Genomic DNA, 23,475 nt, shown 5'->3' on the forward strand with positions numbered 1-23,475 from the left:
CTAGTTAGGTTCAAATCCTGAACTGGCACCCGATGAACCCACCAAACCGCCCCGCCAAACCGGTAGACTAACACTATGACTGTCAACGTACGCCCCCCCGAGGTTCAAGACGCCGCCGGCATGGGGGTCGCACACGCCCGCATGTGGTTGGCGCTGTATGGGAAGTTCATCGACCCGAAATACCTGGGGCGTTTCGACGAGGCTGTGCTGGTAGACCAGTGGCATCGCCTGCTGACCTCCGACCCGGCCGGAAGACGAATCGCGATTGCGGTGGAACACGGACGGGTAATCGGGATTGCGATGACAGTGCCCACGATTCGCACCGAAAACGTGACCCCGCCGGCGCGTGACCGCGAGGTTTCCATGCATTATTTGATGCCCGAATACCAAGGCCGGGGCATTGGTCGGCGCCTGTTGGAATACGTGATTGGTCCGCGTGAACCCGCGCAACTGTGGCTGCCCAGCGGGTACGAGGGCGAAAAACGCGCCCACCGGATTTACCGGCGCGCTGGGTTTTTATCTGACGGAGCCGTGACCGGACGCGAGGTCAACTATGGTTTGACGCTGAACCGGATGGTTCGCTGATGAAGAACAAAAAGAAACCAGCCCGCCCGGACAAATCACGGCCAAGATCGGCTTCCAGCGACGCGGGGAATTCGATGGCACCTCGTGAACCCCGCAAAACCGGGATGAGTAAAGCCATCAACCCCACCCACAACCTGTGGCTCGAGATTAAGGCGCGACGCGACGCAAACCACCAGCAGCCCGATCTCGACGCGGTAGAGCCGATTGCACCCCCGAAGGTGGAACACGGCGCCCAGGCCGACGCCGAAGTCTCGTGGCGGGTACGGGTCGCGGCCGCCTGGGCGTGGCGCCTGATTGCGATAGTGATAGTACTGGGCGGGGTAACCTGGGGGATTTCCAAGGTCAAAGTGGCGATAGTCCCGGTGGCGGTGGCACTATTATTGACGCTGCTGTTGGAACCCTTGAATGGGCGGCTGCAAAAGTGGCGTTTCCCCAATGCCCTGTCTGCGGCCGTGTCCCTGATTGTGGGAATCAGCGCCTTGACTGCCGCGATTTGGGTGTCCGTCTCGCAACTGGCATCCGGAGCCCCAGCGCTGGTACGCAAAGCCGGCGGCGGTTTCGGCAAACTGATGGCCTGGCTTTCTGACGAGCCGTTGGGGTTAAATTCGGAGGACATTGACCACTACACCAAGGCGCTCAGCCGGCAGCTCGGGGGCTTACTAGAAAAGTATTCTTCTTCGATTGCCTCCTCGGCGTGGTCGGTGACATCCTCGGTATTAAACCTGGTGGCGGCGATATTCATCTCGGTTTTCTGTCTGTTTTTCTTCCTGAAAGACGGGCGGCGCATCTGGGTGTGGTTTATGCGCCTGTTACCGGTGCCGTTGCGCGAACCGGTGCACGAGGCCGGGATTCGCGGTTGGATTACTTTGAAAGGCTATATCAAGGCTCAGGCCATGGTGGCCGGGGTGGATGCGGTGTTCATCTCGATTGGTGCCGCGTTCCTGGGAGCGGGTTCGATGACGATTCCGCTAGCATTGCTGATTTTCCTGGCTTCCTTTATTCCGATTGTGGGGGCGGTTTCTACCGGGGCTATCGCCGTCTTGGTGATTTTACTGGATCAAGGCCTGGTGAAAGCCATAATCATGCTGGTCGTGATTTTGGCGGTGCAACAAATCGAGTCCAATGTTTTGCAACCCCTGCTGATGTCCAACGCGGTCAACATTCACCCGCTGGTGGTGCTGTTGGCGATTACAGTGGGCGGCTATTTCGCCAGCATTATCGGAGCCTTGCTGGCGGTGCCGATTGTGGCGTTCCTCAACACGGTGGTGCTGTATCTGACTGGGCACGACACCATGCCGCAGCTAGCCGACCAGCACGACCGGGTGGGCGGTGCCCCCGGCACTATTCACGCCCAAATCCAGGCTTCCTATAAATAAGCCCGCCTCACGCCCCGTCGTTACGCCTTAACTCGGCGTTGATTTCCTCGCAGGCTTCCGCCAAGGTCGGGCCTTGCGCCAACCCTATATGCCACCAGTCCCAGCCGTCGCCATCCACTTCGGTGATGCCGACGGCGAGCCCGGCTTCGCGCGGGTCATCGCATTCGCGCCCTTCCAGAATAATCACGCCACGCTCCAACAGGGTGGCTTGGATTTCGCAGGCCGTCCCGCTGCCGGATTCAACCGTCGCGAAAATCGGGGTGCTTTCCCCGGTTACCTGCGCTATCGCCCGCAGCCCGGCGGGGTCGTGAGCCAGCGGCTCGCCGCTGTCCACAAAGTTTTCTTCGCTCACACTCGCAACGTGGCCGTTTTCGGCGGCGCGTCGCGGCCGGTGGCGCACCCCGGTTTGCTGCCAGGTCGGGGTGCCTTCCGGCGGGGTGGGGCTGGCTTCGAATTCAGCCGCCCCGGCGAGTCGGTTTTGCCTGACCGGGAACAGGGACTGCACGGGTTGTTCTTCCTCGCCGCTGGCGAAGGGCGAGACCGGGGAGCTCTTGGCGGATTCCATAATGGAGTGGCGCGATATCGTGCCGGTTTGCAGTTCGGGTGCCTCGACCGGCGCGGGGTGGTTTTCGGTGGCGGGTTCATGAGGTGCCATTCGGGATTCCGACCCAGAGCCAGAATCTGGGTCGGTCGGGGTTGCGGAAACCGGGCTGGGGGGATTGACGGCGGCACCGGGGTCGGCCAGTGGCGCCTCGTGAATCCCGGAAGAAAAGTCCGCAGCCACACCCGAGGTGAGCACAGGGAGGCGAGCGGCGCGCCCGGACAACAGGTTTGTGTCGCGACTGAACAGCGAGGCGGCGACGCGCTGCACGTCGAGGAAACGGCGGCCGTTAGACATTTCGCGCACACTGACGTGGTGGACTTCCAGGCCAGAGATGGTCAGCGCGTCCAGGGCGGGGCGCACCCCGGGATCGATTTCCGCTGCGACCAGAATCAGGCGCGGCCCGGCGTTCAGGTTCGGGGGCATCGCGTCGCGGAACTGGGTCCAGCCGGAGCGGAAAGCGGCGACCCCACCGGGATAGGCCGAGGCCAGGTCGTTCCACCCCAGGTTGGATACCGCGCCGAGGCGCGCCAGGGATTCGATTAGGGTTTGCGCGTCGAGTTTCTCTATGACTTCCACCAGTACGACTTGGCCGGAGCCGTCCAGAGCGGTGAGGCGTTGGGAAGGGCGCTTGGCTTGCCCGGGTTGCGGGGTGGGGCTGGGCGGGGTCGACGCGTCGGCCTGGGCAGAGTGACCGGGCTGGTTGGGAACATACCCGGGGGCGGCCTCCGGGGGCATTCCGGCGACGGGAATCCCAGCGAGGTCGTTCCAGGTCACCGGAAAGAGGGGACGTGAAATTACCTCTAGGACTTGGTTTCGCACGGATTCCAGGACTTCGCCCTGAGCCTCGCGGCCTACCGCGTGGCCGAATTGGGCGGGAATCAGGTGGCCTTGGTCATACTCGAAAAGGGACATGTCAACCTCTGTATTTTTGTAAGCCCGGAAGCGCCTGGAATCGGTTCACCCCGCCAGACACTGTTTTATCTTCTGTCACTATCATCTCACGTTTTCACTTTTGTTACGTAAAAGTGGCATATTTTTAGCTCACTAATCTGGCTTGGGTTTCGTAACCGGTGCGATATCGGTCACAGGCACCTATATACGGAAAATGTTGCCAAAATCGCACCGGTTAGGATCGCGCGGGGGCGGAACCCAACAACAATCGTGCCAGGTGTACCCCGTTTCGCCCGGCCAGCTGGCTGGCTTGGGTGCGACAGCTGAACCCATCGGCCAGGAACACGGCATTGGGGTGTTCACTAAACGCCGGCAGCAAGGAATGCGCCGCGACCCGCTGGGATACCGCCAGATGCCCAGCCTCCATCCCGAAGTTTCCGGCCATTCCACAGCACCCCGACAGTTCGGTGACCTGTGCCCCGGCGCGTTGCAACAGTTCCCGGTCGGCGCTCCAGCCCAAAACCGAATAGTGGTGGCAGTGCGGCTGGGCGACGACTTCCACGCCGTCCAAGTCTGGCAAATCCCACTGTTCTGGCCCGCAGTTCCCGCCCGGCCCGTAAACCGGGTCGGTCAACAGTTCCGCTAACGTCCGGGTCGCCTGGGCGATAGCGGTGGCCCGCGGATCGTCGGGCAGCAGACGCTCCAGATCGTCGCGCAGGGTCGCGGTACAAGACGGCTCCACGCCCACAATCGGAATCCCGTTTACGGCCAGCGGCCCCAGAATCCCGCACAGGCGCCGCAGGTTGCGCCGAGCTCGGTTCAGTTGCCCGGTGGTGATATAGGTCAGCCCGCAGCATGCCTGGCGCGGCACGAACACGCGGTACCCGGCCGTTTCCAACAGTTGCACCACTGCTTCGGCGCCGTCGGGGTCGATTCCCTCTGAGAACGAATCGGCCCACACCGCCACCCACGGCCTTTCTTCCGGTTCCCTCTGTTTCGCCGCTCGGTTCATTTCGGTCACGCTTTGGTTTCCTTGTTCACGAGGTGCTATTCCGTATTTATTCTTTTCTCGTATTACGGAGCCACCATCGCCTTCGGCAGTGTTTCTTTCGCATGAATCCTCACGAAGACCGTGTAGAAGGCGCGACACGATACGGTGGTCGCGTCGGGGGCGCGACGCAAACGAGAGGCTGAGGGGGAGCTCGCGCTGCAAAGCAGCGCGAGCGGGGGATACTTCCCCCTTTGCCTCTCGTGCGCGCGCCCCAAGCGACAAAGCGGCGCCGCGCCAGACGCTGTGCTGCTCACGACGCAACCATTGCCGAAACGACTGCGTGGCGAAGGTCGCCATTTGCCGCGATGGCGCCAGCCCGAACAGCCTAAATACCAAGCGCCGCAACCAGTCAATCCCAAACAGCCCGTTGGCCAAGCGCGCCCCGCCGGGCACCCGCCGGGCGAGCCGCAACCAAAACGGCAGCCAGCCCAACAGAAAATGCGACCCAGGTCGAGCCCAAAACCGCCCGCGATACGCCCGGAAAAACGCCTCGGAGCGGAAAGCGGACATATCAATCCCGGTGGGGCAGGCCGAGGAACACGCCTTGCACGCCAGGCAAAGATCCAGCGCCCGCAACAACTCGGGGTCGCGGAAATCCCGAATCAACCCGCCGTTAGTGACTTCCTGCAGGGCGCGGGCACGTCCGCGAGTGGCGTCTTTTTCTTTCCCGGTCGCCAGATAGCTGGGGCACATCCACGCCCCTTTGATGTGGCTCATCGCCAGGCACTTCCCCACCCCGGTACAGCGGTGAAACGCGGCGGTCAGGTCTTTATCTTTGGGAAAAGCGAAACCGCTGGGGTCAGGGGCAATGTCCCGGGCGGAGGCCAGGCGCAGGTGGTGGTCGAGGGGGTCGGGGTCAACCAAAACGCCGGGATTCATGAGCCCCCGCGGGTCAAACAAGGCTTTTACCTTAGCAAACAGTGCGATCAGTTCTGGGGAATACATGCGGGGCAGCAACTCGGAGCGAGCCCGCCCATCCCCGTGTTCCCCGGAAATCGAACCGTGATACTTGGCCACCAAATCTGCGGCGCGTTCCAAGAAATCCCGAGCACGCCCATCATGCGCGGCCGCTCCCAGCGGCAAACTGAGCCGCACATGCAAACAGCCGTCGCCCAGGTGCCCATACAGCATCCCATCCACCCCGGTTTGGCGCATCAACGCGGTGAATTCCTGTAGATAGGCCGCCAGGTTTTCGGGGGGCACGGCGGCATCTTCCCAGCCAGGCCAGGCGGGTTGGTTGCCTTGGGGGTGGTGGTTTGTCGTGGCGGATTCACGAGGTGCCATCCCGGAATTCTCGCCAGGCTCACAGCGGGGGGCGGCGCCGGGGTTCCCGGATGGCGCCTCATGAACAGCAACTCCCGAATCCGGCGTAACCTGCGAGACCGGAGTGCGACCACCCAAACCGGCTCCATCAGCGCGGATACGCCACAGCCGGGTGGCTTCGGTGCCGGGCGGATACACCCCGCAAGCGCGCGTGTTGGCAGCGGCGGCCAGGTCGCGGGCGCGCGCCAAGGTTGTTTCCAGGGGCTCGTCGGCACCGCCCATCTCTACCAGCAGCCAACCTTGCCCCGCCGGCAGGTCGGGAATCTGGCCGGCACCAGGCTTGGCGCGCAAAGTATCCACTAGGCGCGAATCCATACCCTCGACAGCCAGGGGTTTAAACGTGTTCACGAGGGGCACATCCGCTGCGGCGGCTATCATGTCTGGGTACCCCAACACCACCAGGACAGGGGCGGCGGGCAGTTGCACCAGGCGCAGTTTCGCCGCGAGTATCGTCACCAGGGTTCCCTCGGTTCCGGCTAGGAATTTGGCCAGGTCACGCCCTTTTTCGGGCAACAGGTGTTCCAGGGAATACCCAGATACCTGCCGGGAAAACCGTCCGCATTCGGTGCGGATTAAAGCCAAGTTATCTTGTACCAAGCGTTCCAATCCGGGCACCGCGTCCAGGGCACCTTCCCCCCGGCCAGCGGTAAACTCGCGTCCAAAACCATCGATAACCTGCATCTCGATAACATTGTCCGCGACACGCCCCCAGGCTTGGGCGTGGGGGCCACAAGCATTGTTGCCAATCGAGCCGCCAATCGTCGCCCGGGTCCAGGTCGAGGGATCGGGACCGAAACGCAGCCCATAGGGTTCCCCGGCCGTCTGAATATCAGCCAGCACCACCCCGGGTTCGACAGTGATGGTGTGCGCCTCGGGGTCTAAATCGATAATCCGATTACAGCCCGCGGAAGTGTCGACCACCAGCCCCGGCCCAATCGAGTTCCCCGCACACGAGGTGCCCCGCCCGCGCATCGTCAGCGGCGTGCCCGATGCTAGGGCATCCAAAACCACGTCGCGCAATTCGCCCAGATTCGCGGGCTTGGCGACCCGCGCCGGCGGAATGCGATAATTCGACGCATCCGAGGCGTATATCGCGCGGGTCAGCGGGTCATCGAAGTATTCCATCCCCTCAATTCTAACCCGCTTTCCCGCGCCCCTTCCCCGGCGCGCAGAAACCGCTGCGCGACCCAATCGGGGTGCAACTCCCGTCGCCACACCCGTCCCACTAGCCATTCCCATCTAATCTCCCACAACTTGCGTCTAACCCCATGGGTTCAGCTTCATGAGGTGCTTGCTTGGGTTCTGGGCGTAAGTTGGGGGATGCCAAGCGTGGCTTGGCATCCCCCGTCTCATCTTCAAAATTCTGAAGTCTTGGGCTTACTCCTAGGAATCCAGATAACACTGCGGTGGCATCGTCTATGCCCGCGCCGCAGACGTAGAATCAAGGTAGGAAAAGAACCTTGTTTCTACGCTGGCGGGGGTGGTCTTTGACCGCCCCCGCGCAGTCTTTGTTTCGTTGCTTGTGTCGCTTCGCGTTTTATCGCTTGTTTCGCTTTGGCTCGCGGTCGGCGGCGGTGCATGGGCGGAGCCCTGAGAGCACCGCAGTCACCGTGTGGAGGGGGTCAGCGACAGCAACGATTTGCTGTCGCTGCCGGAACTCCACCCGCTGCGCGCGCTCCCAACGCTTCGTCGCTACGCGCGGCGCGGCGGGTGTGCGGCACAAGTGTGGGACTGAGGGTGCGGAGTTTCGGCGGCGATATGCGGGTACGCCGCGCAGCGCATCGCAGCCAGGGAAATAGTTGTGAAATAAGGAAGCGGCCAGCCTAGGTAGGCTGGCCGCGATTTCCTTAATCGTCCTTCTTGTTATTCCACAGCTTCTCCTTTATCAGGATTACTGCTAGAATCGAAGGAGGTAAGGAAATCAGAATCTGGATGAATGCAGTCATCTGGATGTCCTTTCCTTAAAGCCCCGGGTGCAACCGGGGCTTTTACCATGCGTCAAGGCAGGCTGCCTTGACGCAGCCAGAGCCTTTCCCTGGCTAGACCAGGATACAGTTCCAATCCGCGACCACCAAACAGTTTTCCACAGCCTGTGGAAAACTGTGTATGCGGTGGCGATATGCGTAACGGTGTGCGGAGGCGGTGCAGCGGGGTGCGGCGCGTGGCGGCTGTTACGGCTTAGCCGTTTAAGGTGCTTCGACTAAAACGGCCAATCATGCCCTTTTTTAACGTCTCCACAAGCGACTGCGCCGATATGCGGGCTACGCCCGCGCGCCACTGCAGCCTGTGGAAAACCCGAGATTGTGTTGCAATACCACAAAAACCCCAAAATAAGACACATAATTCTGCCGCTTACCCTAACCCTGGATCGGAGGGGCGTCCCTAACGGTGGAAAATTCGGAGTCAAGCTGCACTATGTGAACAGGGCAAGGCCATTTTCTCCACCATTCGGGACACAGTTCGAACAGCACCTCACGCAGCAGTGCTAAAGTAATACTTTTTGTCATTCTAAAGACTCAAAGTGACAATTTTTATCACTTTGCTGGTACTCTTTTATTACTATGTTGGTTTCAGACTCGGAATTCTCCCATATTGTCGATGATTTGCGGCGGCGCGGCAGCGACGATGCCGCTATTGAGGTCAAGAGCGGCAAAGGCGGGGTGCCAACTGTTGGCGAAACCCTCAGCGCTTTCGCCAACATGCCTGATGGTGGGCTGTTGATAGTCGGCCTGAGCGATCCCGATTTCCTCCCAGTAGGATTGAAAAACCTGGCCGGTATTGAAGCGGGAATTGCGTCCCAAGCACGCAGCGATGCTATGAATCCCAAGGTGAAGTGCTATTTTCAGACCGTGACATTTGCCGGCAAGGAAGTGCTGGTGGTCAAGGTTGAGCCGCAGGATTTAAGCCAACGACCGGTTTACTATCAGGGCACTGCCTACCTGCGCCAATCTGAGGGAGATTACCCGATGAGTGACCAGGAATTAGCACAAATCGAGTTGATGAAATCAATCAATCGACCTCGTGACGATGCGCGTTCCCTGGAGGAAACCAGCGAAGGGGATTTAGACCCGGGGCTGGTGGAAGACTTTGTTATCAACGCAAAAAACAGTTCCAGTCGACTTATGTCCGTGGCAGATTCCGTGGTACTGCAACGTACTGGAGTAGTCAAAGCCGACGGACACCTTAGTGTGGCCGGGGTTTATGCCCTGGGAAAGTATCCACAGCAGTTTCTGCCGGAACTGGGGGTAACAGCGGCGGTGAAAACCCCGCGCGGGGACAGGCGTTTGGACGATTTGACTCATTTTGACGGCCCGATACCCACCATGCTGGATGAAATCTTGTATTGGGTCGCACGGAATACCCGCCGGGCAGTGGCCTATCGCGAGGATGGCAATGCTGTTGATGTACCGGAATTCCCGATGAATGCTGTCCGCGAACTGGTGGCTAATGCCTTGGTTCATCGTTCGCTTAGTAATGTTACCGCCTCGAAACGAGTGGAGATTCGTCTTACCCCTGACCGATTGGTGATTGCTAGCCCCGGGGGCCTGTGGGGAGTGTCGGAAAAACAGCTGGGTTATCCGGGAGCCAAGAGTGCGGTAAATCCAACACTTTACGACATTTGCAAAAAAGTCTATACCCAAGATAAAACCCGCGTTATTGAGGGCGAAGGCGGCGGATTGATTGAGGCTAACCGGGCTTTTGCCGAAGCCGGACTCGATTCAATACGTTATCGCAACACCGGCACCAGCTTCACGGCCATAGCGTTTCGCCCCGACCAAGTGAAAGCCCCGCAGGTCAGAGGCGAATCCGACATGAAACAACCTGTCGAGCTGCAGGCTTTGCCGCTGGGGAAAAACCCTTTGCTGGTTATCCAGGCACTACCGGGGAGCGTGGCCTCGATATCGAATCAGACAGGGCTTACGCCCGCGCAGGTGCGCTATGCCTTGAAAAAGCTGATGGCTCAAGGCCTGGTAAAAATGAAGGGTGGATTAGGGCACCGTAACAGCAGCTACTCACTCGTACTAAAGTAATACTTTTTATCACTCTACCCACCCAAAGTGACAATTTTTATCACTTTGATTTATCACTTTGACAGTTTTGCGGATGGCACCTCATGAACCCGCCGCAACAAGCGCAGGCGGTGCAGCGGAGTGCGACGCGCAGCGAGGCTGAGAGGTGAGACTTTGGCGTGAGCCAAAGTCGAGGGGCTGCGCCGCGCGGCGTAAGCCGCATATCGGCACAGTCACTGGCGAAGGCGATTAAGCGACAGCAACGATTTGCCGTCGCCACCGAAACCCCTAACGTAGGGCGATTCATGTTTTCCGTAATTTCTCTTAGCGGCTTTGCCGCTAAGCGTTATCGGACAAAACATAGCTAGCCCGGCCTTTTCACCCCAGAGCGCCGAAGCGAAACCATGCGCGAAGGCGGCGCGAAACCGCGCGCCGCCGCATCGGCGCAAACACCTCATGAAGCAGCCAGTCCCAAAAGCTTACTCACCCCGACTTTCCATTGGAATACCAACCAAAAACCCGAATTAAAAACACAATTAATGGGCATTAACCCCACTTTTATAGCTTTAACCAGAAATAAGGAAGCGGCCGACCTGGATAGGCTGGCCGCGATTTCCTTAATCGTCCTTCTTGTTATTCCACAGCTTCTCCTTTATCAGGATTACTGCTAGAATCGAGGGAGGTAAGGAAATCAGAATCTGGATGAACGTGGTAATCTGGATGTCCTTTCCTTAAAGCCCCGGTCGTCCCCGGGGCTTTTACCTTTGCTTTAAGGCGGCTGCCTTAAAGCAGCCAGGCCTCTTGCGCTGGCTCAGCCAGAATAACGGGTTTGAGTCGCACCACAAAACCACTTTCCACAGGCTGTGGAAAACTAGGCGGCGTTATGGGGCTTCGTCGCGCACCGCCGGGCATCGAGGTGCTTTTTCACCAGGCCGACAGCAATCGGCAACACCGAGAACACGATGATAATAACCGCGATAACTTCCACGTTGTCGCGAACCAGCGGGATGTCGCCCAGCAAAACCCCCGCCACCACGAAAGTTAGAGTCCAGGCTATCGCCCCAGCCACGTTCCACAGAGTGAAACGCGACCAGTGATAGCGGCCGATTCCCGCCGCTATCGGCACAAAAGTCCTGATGAAGGGGATGAAACGCCCCAGAACCACCGCCGGCCCGCCCCATTTGGAAAAAAACACCTTAGAGGACTTCAAGTACTCGGTCTTCAAGATTTTCGCGTCGTCCTTAAAGAATTTCTCGCCAAAGAACAGGCCAAACCAATAGCCCACCTGTCCGCCACAAATCGCGGCGGCGATAACCACCAGGCAGATGACAGTCAAGCTCATCGGCATCCGGTTTTGCAGCAACCCAATCGCGAAAAGCATCGAGTCGCCGGGCAAGACCGGGAACAGCACGCCGGATTCGATGAATACTATCAGGGCGATGAAGGCTACCATCCACACCCCGTAGGTGCCCAAAAGGTGGTTGAGCAACACCTCGGGGTCACGCAGCCATTCAATAAAATCTTGGGTTAATAACACGGGTTACAGTTTAGCTGACTGCGGCGAGAGTCTCATATTGCCCGCCCGGCGCACCGGTTCAGCGCGTCACCGCGTACGCCACATCCAGGTCACTGACGGCGGCCTGGCCGCCGACAATCACCCCGTGGCGCCCGGTGGTGTCCCACAAATCCGCCAGCAACGCGGATTTCGACCCGGCAGGCGGCACCAACAACAGCATCGCGCCCTGTTTCACCGCGTACGCCCCGGCGGCCAGGGCGTCAGGAAAATCACGGCCGGACACCAACACCAGTCCGTTTATCCCCCCGGGGGACTGGATTCCAATCGCCAGTTGCATCGCGGTTTCATAGCGGTCGCGTCCCACGTATACGTGGCTGGATTGCAAGCCCAACGCGTTACGGGCGCGGTCAGCCGGACCGCCGACAACGACCAGCGGCACCCCGGCCTGGGATTCCAGGTATTCCCGGCTGGCGTCGGGCAATTGCCCGCCGGCGGTCAACACCAGCGAACCGTGCATATGCCCGGCCACTGCCCCGGCGGCCAGGGCATCGGGAAAGTTAATGCCGTCAGCCAGCATGACATAGGACGGGGCACCCCCGGCCAGTTGGTCGCGATATTGCGCGACTTTCACGGCGGTTTCAAAGCGGTTAACCCCGACCAGTTCCACCAAATCCATCCCCCGCGACGCTATCAACGCCCGGTCAGCTCCGGAAAGACCGACGGTTCCACCCACCCGCACGACGCGTTTAAATCCATGCTGTTGTATCACCCGCAGGGCATCCGCATCCAGCCGGTCACGGGAATTCGACAGCGCCAAAGCCGATGATGTCACCCCGGAAAGTTGGGTGGCGGCCAGGCCGTCGGCGGCATTCAACCCGGTGGTGACCACCAGGGTTTCAGCACCGGGGGTGGCGTCGACGGCGGCGGCGGCGGTGGCCAGGCGGTTGGGACCGGCTATGCGCATCACGTTGGGCGGCAGGGGTTTAGGTGTCAAGGCCTGGTTTTGCCCCGTCACGGGCACTCCCATTTGCGCCAGCCACTGGGCGTAAGGATAGAGCGAAACCGAGGCGTTTAAAACCAATTTTTCGCCGATGTTTAACACTAGTTGGGTTTTAGAGCTGGTGATTCCTACGACTTGCCCGGCTTGGTTGTACATCGGCCCGCCCGAGTCGCCGTGTTCGATTGACAGCGGCAGGGTCGCGATGGTTTGTCCACTGGGCGGCAGCTGCCATTTCACGGCGTTGGCCGCATCCAGGGTGGCGACATTGGCACAATGGTTGGCTTTGCCTGGGATGGTGGTGGATTCGCCTTTCAAGTCGAGGTTTACGGCGACCAGATAGTTTTGCCCGCAAATCTGGGTTGGGGTGCCCGGGTCAAGGACAGTGGGGTTTACCGGCGCGATGGGGTGGTTGCTGGGGTTGGTAATCAGCACGGCCAGGTCGGTGTTTCCGGGGGTCGCCCAGGTTACCCCTCTGGCTACGGGCGGGGTGCCGGGAACTTGGGAGTTTTGAGGATAGACTCGCACCGGTCCGTTGGGGAATTTCTGGAAGCAGTGTTTCGCGGTCAGGACTCGGTCTGGCGCCACCCACACGCCGGAGCACGCCGAGAATACGCCGACTTCCGGGCCTATCTGCAGTTGCACGGTGGCGGGGTGCGGGTCGGGCAGTTGCCCGGCTTGGGTTTCGCCGGTTTCGGGGGCGCGTTCGGTTGGGGTTTCACGAGGTGTCGTTAGGGGGTGCCATTGGGTTGGGGCGGCGGATTCACGAGGGGCTTGCCCGGGTGCGTCGACCGCCGCTGCGGTTCCAGGCTGGCTTAATCCAGATAATCCCAGCAAAGCTGTGAAAGCGAGCATCGCGACAAGTCCGCGTTTTGATACAGTCTTTTCCGCCATGGTTTCCATTATTACCTACTCGGGTTAGTTTTTAAACTTCAGATACCCGCGGATTTTCTTTTCCCGTCCCTTTGGTATAAATCTGTTTGAACACTAAAATTAGAGTATGTACATCCGGCTGGCTAGGTTTCTTGCGTTGCACGCACGTTCGATTCTGGTCTTTTGGGTTTTAGTGGTGGTGGCTTCGGCTTTGGTGGCGACCACTGGTTTCGGTAATCCTTTGTGGAATCGTCTGATTTCGGATGTCCCCCAAGCGACCCCATCCGAATCCCACACGGGACAGAAGCTGTTGGAATCCCATTACACAAAGTCTTACGGGGTGTTGGCTTATGTGCAGGGTGTGGATTTTCGCACCGAGTTCAAGTCGGCCGAAAACACCGCTCAGCAGTTACGAGATTTAAAGGAACAGGCTGAAAATCATGGCGCCCAAGCGAAAACCCTGGGGGATCAGGCTAAAGCTGCGGGTGGCGAAGCGCAGCGCCTTGGCCTCGAAGCCCGGCAAGCCGGGGCGCGGGGGGATATAGCCAAGGCTGGGGTCTTGGCGGAGCAAGCCCAGTCGGCGGCGCGTCGAGCCCAGGATTTGGCGGGGCAAGCCCAGTCGGCGGGCGGGCAGGCTCTGGTTTTGGGGAACAAAGCGAAAGCCCTGTCGCAGCCGGATTGGCCGGTGGCGCGTTCGCTGCACGAGGCGCTAGCCCCCATCGAAGCGGAGCTTAAAACCATCCCCCAGGTGAAATCCGTGGCGTATCCGTTTGTGGAATACAATGCGATGCTCGACCCGCAGGCACGCGAACTTGCCGCAAAAAATCGCCAGGGTTTCGTGGTGGCGGTGTCCCTGGATTTAGCGGATGGTGGCCAGCCCGGTAAGTATCCCAGTGAAAAGATGCTAAAGGTTGTGCGCCACACGGAAGGGATTTTGGGCAAGGTTCAGGCGGCGGTGGCGAAACACGTCCCGGACAACGCGAAAGTCGCGCCATTGCGGGTGCGGATAACCGACCAGGATTTAGTGAACAAGGCGGGGATTCAGACCCTGAAAGAAGATTTGGTTCGCTCCGAGTCGATTGGGATTCCGATTTCTTTCCTGGTGATGGCGATAGTATTCGGCGGGTTCCTGGCGGCTTTGCTGCCGCTGGGCAGTGCCGGAGTTGCGATTTCTATGTCCCTGACGTTGATGCTGGGCATGACCTATATCTTCGAACAACAGTCTTTTGCTGTGAACGTGATTTCCGTGTTGGGGCTGGGGTTGTCGATTGACTATGGCCTGTTGATTGTGTCGCGTTTCCGCGAAGAGCTGGCGCGGTTAAAGTCCTTGCCGCAATCCGAGTGGAGCCCGGATTTCTCGGCAATAAAGAAGCCGAAAACGGTGGCGCGGCTCCAGCATCTTGACCCACGTCACCTGCGTGCCCTAGAGATTACGGTGGCGACGGCCGGGCGCACCACGTTTTTCAGTGCGCTCACGGTGGCGATTGCGGCTTCCGGAATGTTGTTCTTTCGCGCGGAATTGCTGAAATCCCTGGGGATTGCGGGGTTCTCGGTGGTGTTGCTGGCGATGATTGCCGCGATTACCCTGGTCAGTTCACTGATGTTCCTGTTCGCCGCGAAGTTAGAGCGGCCTTCCATCCTGGCGCGGATTCCCGGGTTGCGTTGGGTGGTGCGGCGCGCGGCGGTGGATACGGTCGCCTTGGGTGACGGGACGGCGATGGTTTCGTCGGATTCATTAGGTGCCAGCCCCGTCGCGAGCAGAACCTCGTTGGAGTCTTCCTTGGATTCGGGGAAGCCGACTCGTAAATCCCTGTTTGACCGGGTGGCGCATGGGGTGGCTCGCCGTCCCTGGCTGTCCTTTATCCTGTCTGCCGCCGTGTTGGTGGCGGCTTGTTTACCCCTGAGTTACCTGCCTTTGCGTAACTCGCTGTTCGATTTGCTGCCGATTCACAACCAGCAGCGCCTCCTTTACGAGGATTTAGCACAAGAGGTGCCGCGGGTCGGCTTGCCGCCACTGCGGGTGGTGGCCAAGGACACCCCCCCGGAAAAGCTGGATAAGTGGATGGCGACTCATGTAGCCGACCTGAAAGGGGTTGCGCATGTGTTCGCCGCCAACCCGCTGGGAGACACGAAAGACTCGGCGGCAATCGTCCAGCTAGAAACCACGGATCCGGGTTCGCGCGCCGCCGAAGACGTGGTCAAGGCGGTTCGCGCCCAAGCCCATGATTTTGAGCGCTTCGTGGTGGGTCAGGCCGCGAATCAAATCGACTTCATTGATTCCCTGGTCGAAGGTTTGCCGTGGGTGTTGACCGTGCTGGTAGCCATCACGATTTTCTTGTTGTTTATGATGAGCGGCTCGGTGGTGATTCCTATCCAGGCGCTGGTGATTAACACTCTGTCTTTGATGGCTACCCTGGGGATTAGCACTCTGGTGTTTGTGGACGGTATCGGGGTCGGCTGGCTGGGGGCAAAGCAGCTACCCGGCCTAGAATCTTATGTTATCGTAATGCTGATGTGTTTCGGTTTCGGACTTTCAATGGACTACGAGCTGTTCTTGCTCTCACGTATGAAAGAGGTCTGGGACGAAACAGCCTCCGCTAAACGTTCGGTTATCGAAGGACTGTCACGCTCGGGGCGGATTGTGACCTCGGCAGCCACAATTCTGGTCTTCGTGTTCCTGTGTTTCGTCACCGGCAATATGATTGTGCTGAAACAGGTCGGGTTTATCCTGGCGGTGGCGGTGGCTTTCGATGCCACGATTGTGCGCATGGTTTTAGTGCCATCGGTGATGGCCCTGTTTGGACGGGCGAACTGGTGGGCACCCGGGCCGTTGCGACGCTGGCACAATAAAGTTTCCGAAAAGCTCGGCCACTTGGAATAAGCCCAGAATCGCGGCTGGCACCTCATGAACCCGGCACAAACCGAAATCTGCCTGGCCGAACAACACCACCGAAAGGGGCACCTCGGGAACGGGGACGAAAACTCTTTTGAGGCATTCCTAACGGTGGTACAGTGGCATCAGTTCGCAAAGTAATGTCGAAAGGAATTTATATGTCTCTACCGCCAAGCCCAAGCGAGCCCCAAGGACACAGCCCCGCCGATATGCCGCCCCCACCCCCCGCAGGAAACGGTTTCGTACCCCTCTCCCCTGGAGCAAACGGGCAACCCAACCAACCGGGTCAATCCGGGCAACCCGCTGCGCCGGCCTATCCACCCCCCGCTTATGGACAGCCGGCCTATGGGCAACCCGGGCAACCCGCAGCTCCAAGTCAGGGCGGGCAACCCGGGCAACCCGCAGCTCCAAGTCAGGGCGGGCAACCCGGGCAACCCGCAGCTCCAAGTCAGGGCGGGCAACCCGGGCAACCCGGGCAAAACGGTGCCATGCCCTATGCCCAAACCGCCTACGGACAGGCTGCCCCGGGTGGGCAACCCAATCAAAACGGTGCCATGCCCTATGCCCAAACCGCCTACGGGCAACAACCAGCCTACGGTCAGCCCTACTATCCCCCGGCGGGTGGTTCCAAGCCAGATAGCCCCCTCGTCCAAGCCCTGAAAGCTTTCTTCCCCACTTTCCTAGATATTCACCGGGCCAAAACCCTCGAAGCGCTACAGCGCAACGCGGCCTTAAAACACTGGTGGTGGGTGACAGCACTGCTGTTCAGCCTGGCCGTGGGGTTGAGCTTCTCGGTGAACGTGGCGCGCAACCCGCACATCATGGCCAGTTTTTCGCCCTTTGGTAACCCTATGCCGTATTGGGTGCTGACCTTTGGATACTGGTTCCTGTGCTTCTTTGTGTTCACTATCCTAACCTTCCTGATAGTGCTGGTGCGCGTGCTGCTGGTCATGGCCACCGCCGGGGTGCAACACGCCAAATTCGGCTTCGTCCCGGCCGCCAGCACCGTGAGTACTGGCTTGGTGCTGCCGACCCTGGTTCTGGGGGTCATGCTGGTCATAGAACTGCTGCCGCTGCCATTTATCACCCCGCTGCTGGTGTGGCTGCTGATGATTTTCTTTTCCGGGGGCATGTTCATGCTGGAATTGGTGATTTCCACGAGCCTGCGTGCCATTCCCGGCAACACGCGCAGCGACGTGCTGTGGCACGGGGTCTTCTATACCCTGTGGATAGTGTTCGCGACGCTAATTGTGGTCTTCGGTTTCATGCCCACCTCCACTTCCGCCACATTTAACTCCGGGAAAGAAATAATGGGCAGCCAAATAGAACACGGGGTCAACGACCTGCTGGGCAACTTGTTCCAACCACGCTACTAAGGAATTAGGATTTTCACCGGCTCACCCCCTCGCACGTGGCCGGTGAACTAAATGGCGCCTCATGAAACCGTTGCCGTTTCACGAGGCGCCATTTGCCACCCTGGCGACTCATGCCCCCCCAAAGCAATAACCAAAATCGAACTTACGAAAACAACCGAAACGGAAACTGCCGTGACCAGTATCCTAAGATATCTGCTACTGTATCCAGGCCAAGGCTGATAAACTGAGCGGGGAAAATCCCGCTCGGCGGCCAGCCCGCCGTTTCGTTACTAACCAGGAGAACAAGTGCGCATAGGAATACCCAAAGAGCCCGACGGGCAGCCGCTGGTATCCGCCACCCCCGACACTGTGGGGAAACTGGTCAAACTGGGCTACGAAGTCGTAGTCGAAACCGGGGCAGGTGCCACTGCCTCGTACCCTGACCAGCAATATCGCGAGGCCGGAGCCGAAGTGGTTGGGCCCCAAGAAGTGTGGCAGGCAGAAATCATCACCAGTTTGGACACCCCCCCTGACAGCAAAATCGAACAAATCCGCGAAGGCAGCGTCCTGATTGCGCGCCTGGGCGTACGGGCTAACCCCGCGATTGCCGAGGTTTTCGCGCGGCGCAACGTGAGTGCGATCTCGATGGATGCCGTGCCACGAATCACCCGAGCCCAGTCCATGGACGTGTTGTCTTCGATGGCTAATATCGCCGGTTACCGCGCGATTATCGAGGCCGCTAACGCTTTCGGGCGGCTGTTTACCGGCCAAGTGACTGCCGCCGGCAAAATGCCCCCCGCCAAGGTGTACGTGATTGGCGCCGGGGTGGCGGGTCTGGCCGCGATTGGTACCGCGAACTCGATGGGAGCGGTGGTTCAGGCCACCGACGTGCGCGCCGCCGCCGCCGAACAAGTTGAGTCCATGGGGGCGACTTTCGTGGCAATCCCCGCCCCCGCCCAGGAATCCTCGGATGGTTACGCCCGCGAAATGAGCGAGGATCAGGCCAAGGCCGCGCTGCGTTTGTACACCGAACAGGCCGGAGCCGCCGATATTGTCGTGACCACCGCCCAGATTCCGGGTCGTCCCGCGCCGTTGCTGCTTACGGCCGAGGCCGTCGCCGGAATGAAACCCGGGTCGGTGATTGTGGATATGGCCGGGGGGAACTGCGAGTTGACGGTGCCCGGCCAGGTCATCACCACGGATAACGGGGTGACTATTATCGGCTATACGGATTTGGCAGGGCGTCTGCCGGGTCAGGCCTCGCAGCTGTATGGGCAAAACATTGTGAACCTGTTGAAACTGATGACCCCCGGTAAGGACGGCCAGATTGTTTTCAACCTGAATGACGAGATTGTGCGCTCGATTACTATCGCACACCAGAAGGACGTGTTGTGGCCGCCACCACCGATTGCGGTTTCGGCCGCGCCGGCCGGTGGTGCGGGCGCGGGTGGCGCGGGTGGTTCCGGTTCGGCTTCGGGCGCTGGAGTTCCCGCTTCATTAGGTGCCAGCGTGGATATAGCCGCGCCGAAAGGGCACGCGGCTCGGAATTTCTGGACCGGGATAGCCGCGATTTTGGGCGTAGCGTTAATTGCGATAACACCTCATGAAATGTTGCCGTACTATATCGTGCTGGCCTTGGCGATTGTAGCCGGATTCTATGTAATCACGAATGTGACGCATTCGCTGCATACCCCGTTGATGAGCGAAACCAACGCGATTTCGGGCATTATCCTGGTGGGCGCGATTATATCCTTGGCGCAATCAACTTCGATTGTAGTTACGGTGCTGGCGTGTCTGGCGATTTTGATTGCTTCTATCAATATTTTCGGCGGGTTTTATGTCACTCACCGCATGTTGAAGATGTTCCAGAAAGGGGATTAAGGCATGTTAGCAACTATCGTGAACTTTGCTGGAAATTCTGACATGTCCAGTCTCGAATACTGGACGGGGCACGTGGAGTATTTCGCGTACCTGGTGGCGGCGCTGCTGTTCGTGGCGGCGCTGGCGGGTTTGTCACGCCAGGAAACCGCGCTGCGCGGCAACAAATTCGGGGTGGCCGGGATGGCCATCGCCCTGGTATCCATTATTTTCGTGGCGCTGGCAACCCAAGACGCGGGCGCGACAACGGTCACCCCAATGCCCGTCACCGCTTTGTTGATTGTGGGGTGTATGGGGCTCGGGGCGATTATCGGGCTGCACAAGGCGAAGACTGTTCAGATGACCGGGATGCCCGAGCTGATTGCGCTGCTGCATTCATTTGTCGGGCTCGCGGCGGTTTTGGTGGGTTTCAACACTTTCATGGAGCTGTCCGCCACGACCGATCCGGGACTGGTGGCCGATATGGGCTTCCATCTGGGCGAGGTCGGCATCGGGATTTTCATCGGGGCGGTAACCTTTACCGGCTCGATTATCGCGTATTTAAAGCTTTCAGGGAAGATGAAGGGCAAACCGCTTACTCTGCCGGGGCGGAACTTTTTGAACGTGTTGATGCTGTTGGCGATTGTGGCCATGATTGTGTGGATGATTGCGGCTCGTCGCATGGTGGAAACCGCCGCCGACCCGATCATGCTGGAACAACAGTGGATTGCCCTGGGCGTGTTGACCGCGATTTCCCTGGTGTTGGGGCTGCATTTGGTAGCCGCGATAGGCGGTGGGGACATGCCGGTCGTGGTGTCAATGTTGAACTCTTACTCTGGGTGGGCTGCTGCCGCCGCCGGTTTTATGCTGTCCAACCCGCTGTTGATTATTGTGGGGGCTTTGGTCGGTTCCTCGGGTGCTTTCCTGTCCTACATTATGTGTAAAGGCATGGGACGGTCTTTCGTCTCGGTGATTCTGGGTGGATTCGGCGAGGGTGCTGGCTCGGCGCGCGAAACCAAGGATTACGGGGAGCACCGCGAGATTAAGGCTTCCGAGGCCGCTGACCTGCTGAAAGGCGCCAAATCTGTGGTGATTACACCGGGTTATGGCATGGCCACCGCCGGAGCCCAGTTCGCGGTCGCCGATTTGACCAAAAAACTGCGTGACCTGGGGGTACAGGTACGATTCGGGATTCACCCCGTGGCGGGGCGTCTGCCGGGGCACATGAATGTGTTGCTGGCCGAAGCCAAGGTTCCCTATGACATTGTTTTGGAAATGGACGAGATTAATGACGATTTTGCCGACACCGACGTCGTGTTGGTAATCGGGGCTAATGACACCGTCAACCCCGATGCCTACGAGCCGGGTTCCCCGATTGCCGGGATGCCGGTGTTGCACGTGTGGGAGGCCGGGCGCGTGATTGTGTTCAAGCGTTCCATGGCCACCGGATACGCCGGGGTACAGAATCCCTTGTTTTTCAAGGAAAACACCGACATGCTGTTTGGCGACGCCAAGGCTTCCGTCGAGGAAATCATCAAGAACCTGTAGCTTGGAAGCGGTGGCGGCTCCGGGGAGAGACCCGGAGCCGCCACCGCATTTAGCTCTCAACTCAACACTCATGTAGCTCTCAATAGTTGAGAGCTAATTAAGAGAGTTAAGTTGAGAGCTGGCTTGAGAGCTTTTATGATAGCTACTATGCAAATGCCTACAACGGAAGCGCTGCTGTCACACCTTTTAGCAGATTTACGACTGAGCGGGCAGGACACCCAATGGGTTGAGGTCAAAGCGGCATCCCAGGGACTACCAAAAACTGTGGCGGAAACACTTTCGGCATTTAGCAATGGCTCTGGTGGCATTCTGATTCTTGGCATAGACGAGCACCAAGGGTTTATCCCCTCCCCCGGTTTCAAAGCCAAATCTGTCTACGATGCCCTGGCCGGGGTTTGCAGCAACAATATGACCCCACCGGTACGCGCCAATATAGCCCTAGTTCCCTACGAAAACGGGCAGATCGTGGTGGCGGAAATCCCACCCCTGCAGCCCCGCGATAAACCTTGTTTCGTAACTGCTAAACAGGTATATGGCGGGTCATTTATCCGTACCGGCGATGGTGACCGCCGGCTGTCCCCCTACGAAGTTGACCGGCTTCGTGAAAATAAGACCCAGCCCTACTGGGATACTGAAGTCGTTGAAGAAGCCAGTATATCTGATCTTGATGGCGAGCTTCTCTCTGGTCTTTTGCATCGTGAAAAAAGCGCCCACCCCCGCATTCTTGCCAAGCTGCCTGATGACGAAGTTTTAAGCAAGCTGCGAATCACTGGAAAAGGCCAAGACGGCAATTTGCACCCTACTCTCGCGGGACTTCTAGCCCTCGGGTTATTCCCGCAAGAGTATTTCCCCCGTTTGACGGTGACTTATGCCGTCTATCCGGGGTCAACCAAGGCTTCTATGCCATCAGGTCAGCGGCATCTCGATTCTGGAACTTTGGCTGGATCCATACCCGTACTTATCGCTGATGCCCTCACAGTTGTCTCGAAAAATATGCGAGTTGGTGGGGTTATTCGCGGTGCCTTGCGTCATGACTTGGTGGATTATTCTTTACCTGCGATCCGTGAAGCCTTAGCCAATGCGCTGATGCACCGCGATTACTCACCCGTGGCTCGAGGAACCCAGGTACAGCTAAACATGTATGCCGACCGACTCGAGATTCTTAATCCCGGGGGTCTTTTCGGCACCGCTACCATAGATTCCCTGGGAAAAACCGGACTTTCCTCGGCACGTAACCAGTTCTTGTCTCGACTGTTAGAGGTAACCCCCTACGCGGAAGGTGGTTTTGTGGCTGAAAATCGGGGAAGCGGTTACCATGAAATCCTTTCTCAGCTTGAAAAAGAATCCCTGCCGCGTCCCCTTCCAGTTGATCGGCTTGACAGTTTCAGCATTACTTTTGAGCGCCGGCGGATGACCCCTGCCGAGAAAGGAATTAATGCGGAGCTGTCCTCGAAAGACAAAATCCTCGATTATCTAGCCACGCATCCTACCGCGAGCAGTCGAGAGCTAGCCGAAACCGCTGACATAAGCATCGGGGGCACCCGCGCGATTCTTAACAATCTGGTCAAGACCGGTTTAGTCACCCGCACCGAGCCCCCCACCAGCCCTAAGCAGCGATATAGACTCCTAACGTGAGAGGCTGTGCTACATTCAAGGTAAGCCCGCTATTCCTGCATTCTAAGGTTCCGGACGACTAACTCACCCAAGCTCTCAACTCAACACTCATGTAGCTCTCAATAGTTGAGAGCTAATTAAGAGAGTTAGGTTGAGAGCTGGCTTAAAAGCTTATGCGATATTCTCAACCCAGGAGGCCTTTTCGGCACCACCGAAGAGCCTAGTTAGGAATCGAAAACCCCAACCGCAACCAACCGGTGATACTCCGTCTCGACCCGCTGCGCGGCTTCGAAGACATCCACCTGTGGATTCCACATCCGCTCCGATACTGCCAGCAGACGTGGAAACAACATTTGTGCCATGTCGGCTTCATCAAGGATGAATTCTGTCCACAGGCAGGCCTGCACTCCCACGCACCTGGAGTTGGCAGTTTCCTCCCAAGGAGCAGCAAGAATGTCACTTACGGATATCCCTGGCAGCATACCTTTTTGCGGCGAGGATGCCTTGGGATCAATCCAGTTCAAGTAAAGTGTACGCGCATCAGTGAAAACGAATTCCTGGTTGGTATTCCGAATCCGTTCCAGGCCTTCCGCCTCGTTCCAAACAAACACGAGGAAATCTTCATCACCGGTCAAGGCACAGATTTCATCCCAGGCAGCCAGGCGTTTTCCTCGTCTCTGTGAAACCTCTAGCGCCTGGTCAATAAACCAGCTCTGCAGCTGTGCCACGCTGGCCACGCCTCTTTTCTTAACCCAATCCAAGATTTCTGGGTCGGCTTCCCACTGCTTATAGGCACACTCGTCCCCGCCGATGTGCATCCACACCCCCGGAAAAAGCGTGGCGATTCTCCACGGATTTTACCCCCGAAGTCGCGCAAGTTATCAAAGCACAAGCTCTGCCGCTAATCGCCGAGAATATCCACGTGTGTCTCGCCGGCGATAATTCCCCCTCCCTAAGTCGAGCCGGAATCGAATCTCTCAGA

Annotated in this window: 14 protein-coding genes; 9 read left to right on the forward strand and 5 right to left on the reverse strand. The window is 58.7% G+C overall.

The genetic code is table 11. The annotated features are described in order from the left end of the window. Positions 1-75: 75 nt before the first annotated feature. Entirely contained in the window at positions 76-585 is a 510-nt protein-coding gene (locus F4555_RS08575; protein WP_004013827.1) for a GNAT family N-acetyltransferase, read from the forward strand. Further along, positions 585-1,961 carry an AI-2E family transporter gene (locus F4555_RS08580; protein ID WP_115325788.1) on the forward strand — a complete coding sequence of 459 codons (1,377 nt, stop codon included), beginning with the start codon at positions 585-587 and terminating at the stop codon, positions 1,959-1,961. Before F4555_RS08575 ends, F4555_RS08580 begins: the two co-directional genes overlap by 1 nt. Before the next feature lie 7 nt (positions 1,962-1,968). On the opposite strand, the gene F4555_RS08585 is transcribed toward F4555_RS08580, so the two are convergent. Together F4555_RS08585 and F4555_RS08590 are read right to left on the reverse strand one after the other, a co-directional pair. After that, positions 1,969-3,477, reverse strand: coding sequence for a cell surface protein (locus F4555_RS08585; RefSeq protein ID WP_115325787.1), 1,509 nt, complete (start codon positions 3,475-3,477; stop codon positions 1,969-1,971). A 214-nt stretch (positions 3,478-3,691) separates the two neighbouring features. Continuing rightward, positions 3,692-6,955 (reverse strand): FAD-binding and (Fe-S)-binding domain-containing protein, encoded by a 3,264-nt coding sequence (locus tag F4555_RS08590; protein WP_103758681.1) that lies wholly within the window; start codon positions 6,953-6,955, stop codon positions 3,692-3,694. A 1,436-nt stretch (positions 6,956-8,391) separates the two neighbouring features. On the opposite strand from F4555_RS08590, the gene F4555_RS08595 reads away from it, so the two are divergent. Continuing rightward, a complete protein-coding gene (locus F4555_RS08595; RefSeq protein ID WP_004016140.1) occupies positions 8,392-9,861 on the forward strand; it encodes an RNA/DNA-binding domain-containing protein in 1,470 nt (489 codons plus the stop codon). A 383-nt stretch (positions 9,862-10,244) separates the two neighbouring features. Beyond that, a complete protein-coding gene (locus tag F4555_RS08600) occupies positions 10,245-10,511 on the forward strand; it encodes a hypothetical protein (protein WP_004016138.1) in 267 nt (88 codons plus the stop codon). Positions 10,512-10,711: 200 nt separating this feature from the next. On the opposite strand, the gene F4555_RS08605 is transcribed toward F4555_RS08600, so the two are convergent. Both F4555_RS08605 and F4555_RS08610 read right to left on the reverse strand, forming a co-directional pair. Further along, entirely contained in the window at positions 10,712-11,377 is a 666-nt protein-coding gene (locus tag F4555_RS08605; RefSeq protein WP_004013822.1) for a VTT domain-containing protein, read from the reverse strand. A gap of 58 nt (positions 11,378-11,435) precedes the next feature. Beyond that, positions 11,436-13,247, reverse strand: a complete 1,812-nt coding sequence (locus tag F4555_RS08610; protein ID WP_260399997.1) for a cell wall-binding repeat-containing protein — start codon at positions 13,245-13,247, stop codon at positions 11,436-11,438. Between the two features lie 106 nt (positions 13,248-13,353). Here F4555_RS08610 and F4555_RS08615 point away from each other — a divergent pair, with 106 nt between their 5' ends. From F4555_RS08615 to F4555_RS08635, 5 genes are all read left to right on the forward strand, one after another. After that, complete coding sequence (locus F4555_RS08615) at positions 13,354-16,107, forward strand: MMPL family transporter (RefSeq protein WP_115325786.1); 2,754 nt, start codon at positions 13,354-13,356, stop codon at positions 16,105-16,107. A 170-nt stretch (positions 16,108-16,277) separates the two neighbouring features. After that, entirely contained in the window at positions 16,278-17,495 is a 1,218-nt protein-coding gene (locus F4555_RS08620; protein WP_115325785.1) for an adhesin, read from the forward strand. A 285-nt stretch (positions 17,496-17,780) separates the two neighbouring features. After that, complete coding sequence (locus F4555_RS08625; protein ID WP_103758684.1) at positions 17,781-19,355, forward strand: Re/Si-specific NAD(P)(+) transhydrogenase subunit alpha; 1,575 nt, start codon at positions 17,781-17,783, stop codon at positions 19,353-19,355. Positions 19,356-19,358: 3 nt separating this feature from the next. Continuing rightward, entirely contained in the window at positions 19,359-20,879 is a 1,521-nt protein-coding gene (locus tag F4555_RS08630; RefSeq protein ID WP_103758685.1) for an NAD(P)(+) transhydrogenase (Re/Si-specific) subunit beta, read from the forward strand. 153 nt (positions 20,880-21,032) lie between these two features. Further along, the gene (locus F4555_RS08635; RefSeq protein WP_260399998.1) at positions 21,033-22,514 is read left to right on the forward strand and encodes an ATP-binding protein; all 1,482 of its coding nucleotides are present in this window, start codon (positions 21,033-21,035) and stop codon (positions 22,512-22,514) included. A 203-nt stretch (positions 22,515-22,717) separates the two neighbouring features. On the opposite strand, the gene F4555_RS08640 is transcribed toward F4555_RS08635, so the two are convergent. Next, positions 22,718-23,338 (reverse strand): family 20 glycosylhydrolase, encoded by a 621-nt coding sequence (locus tag F4555_RS08640; protein ID WP_255312920.1) that lies wholly within the window; start codon positions 23,336-23,338, stop codon positions 22,718-22,720. Positions 23,339-23,475: the final 137 nt, after the last annotated feature.

Origin of the sequence: Mobiluncus mulieris, assembly GCF_014204735.1 — a bacterium.
In the GTDB taxonomy this organism is placed as follows: Bacteria; Actinomycetota; Actinomycetes; order Actinomycetales; family Actinomycetaceae; genus Mobiluncus; species Mobiluncus mulieris.

Bases quoted from the DNA above. Each gene is read 5' to 3' on its own strand.
- F4555_RS08575 (WP_004013827.1), top strand. From the start codon at position 76: ATGACTGTCAACGTACGCCCCCCCGAGGTTCAAGACGCCGCCGGCATG.
- F4555_RS08580 (WP_115325788.1), top strand. From the start codon at position 585: ATGAAGAACAAAAAGAAACCAGCCCGCCCGGACAAATCACGGCCAAGA.
- F4555_RS08585 (WP_115325787.1), bottom strand. From the start codon at position 3,477: ATGTCCCTTTTCGAGTATGACCAAGGCCACCTGATTCCCGCCCAATTC.
- F4555_RS08590 (WP_103758681.1), bottom strand. From the start codon at position 6,955: ATGGAATACTTCGATGACCCGCTGACCCGCGCGATATACGCCTCGGAT.
- F4555_RS08595 (WP_004016140.1), top strand. From the start codon at position 8,392: ATGTTGGTTTCAGACTCGGAATTCTCCCATATTGTCGATGATTTGCGG.
- F4555_RS08600 (WP_004016138.1), top strand. From the start codon at position 10,245: ATGCGCGAAGGCGGCGCGAAACCGCGCGCCGCCGCATCGGCGCAAACA.
- F4555_RS08610 (WP_260399997.1), bottom strand. From the start codon at position 13,247: ATGGCGGAAAAGACTGTATCAAAACGCGGACTTGTCGCGATGCTCGCT.
- F4555_RS08615 (WP_115325786.1), top strand. From the start codon at position 13,354: ATGTACATCCGGCTGGCTAGGTTTCTTGCGTTGCACGCACGTTCGATT.
- F4555_RS08620 (WP_115325785.1), top strand. From the start codon at position 16,278: ATGTCTCTACCGCCAAGCCCAAGCGAGCCCCAAGGACACAGCCCCGCC.
- F4555_RS08630 (WP_103758685.1), top strand. From the start codon at position 19,359: ATGTTAGCAACTATCGTGAACTTTGCTGGAAATTCTGACATGTCCAGT.
- F4555_RS08635 (WP_260399998.1), top strand. From the start codon at position 21,033: ATGCCTACAACGGAAGCGCTGCTGTCACACCTTTTAGCAGATTTACGA.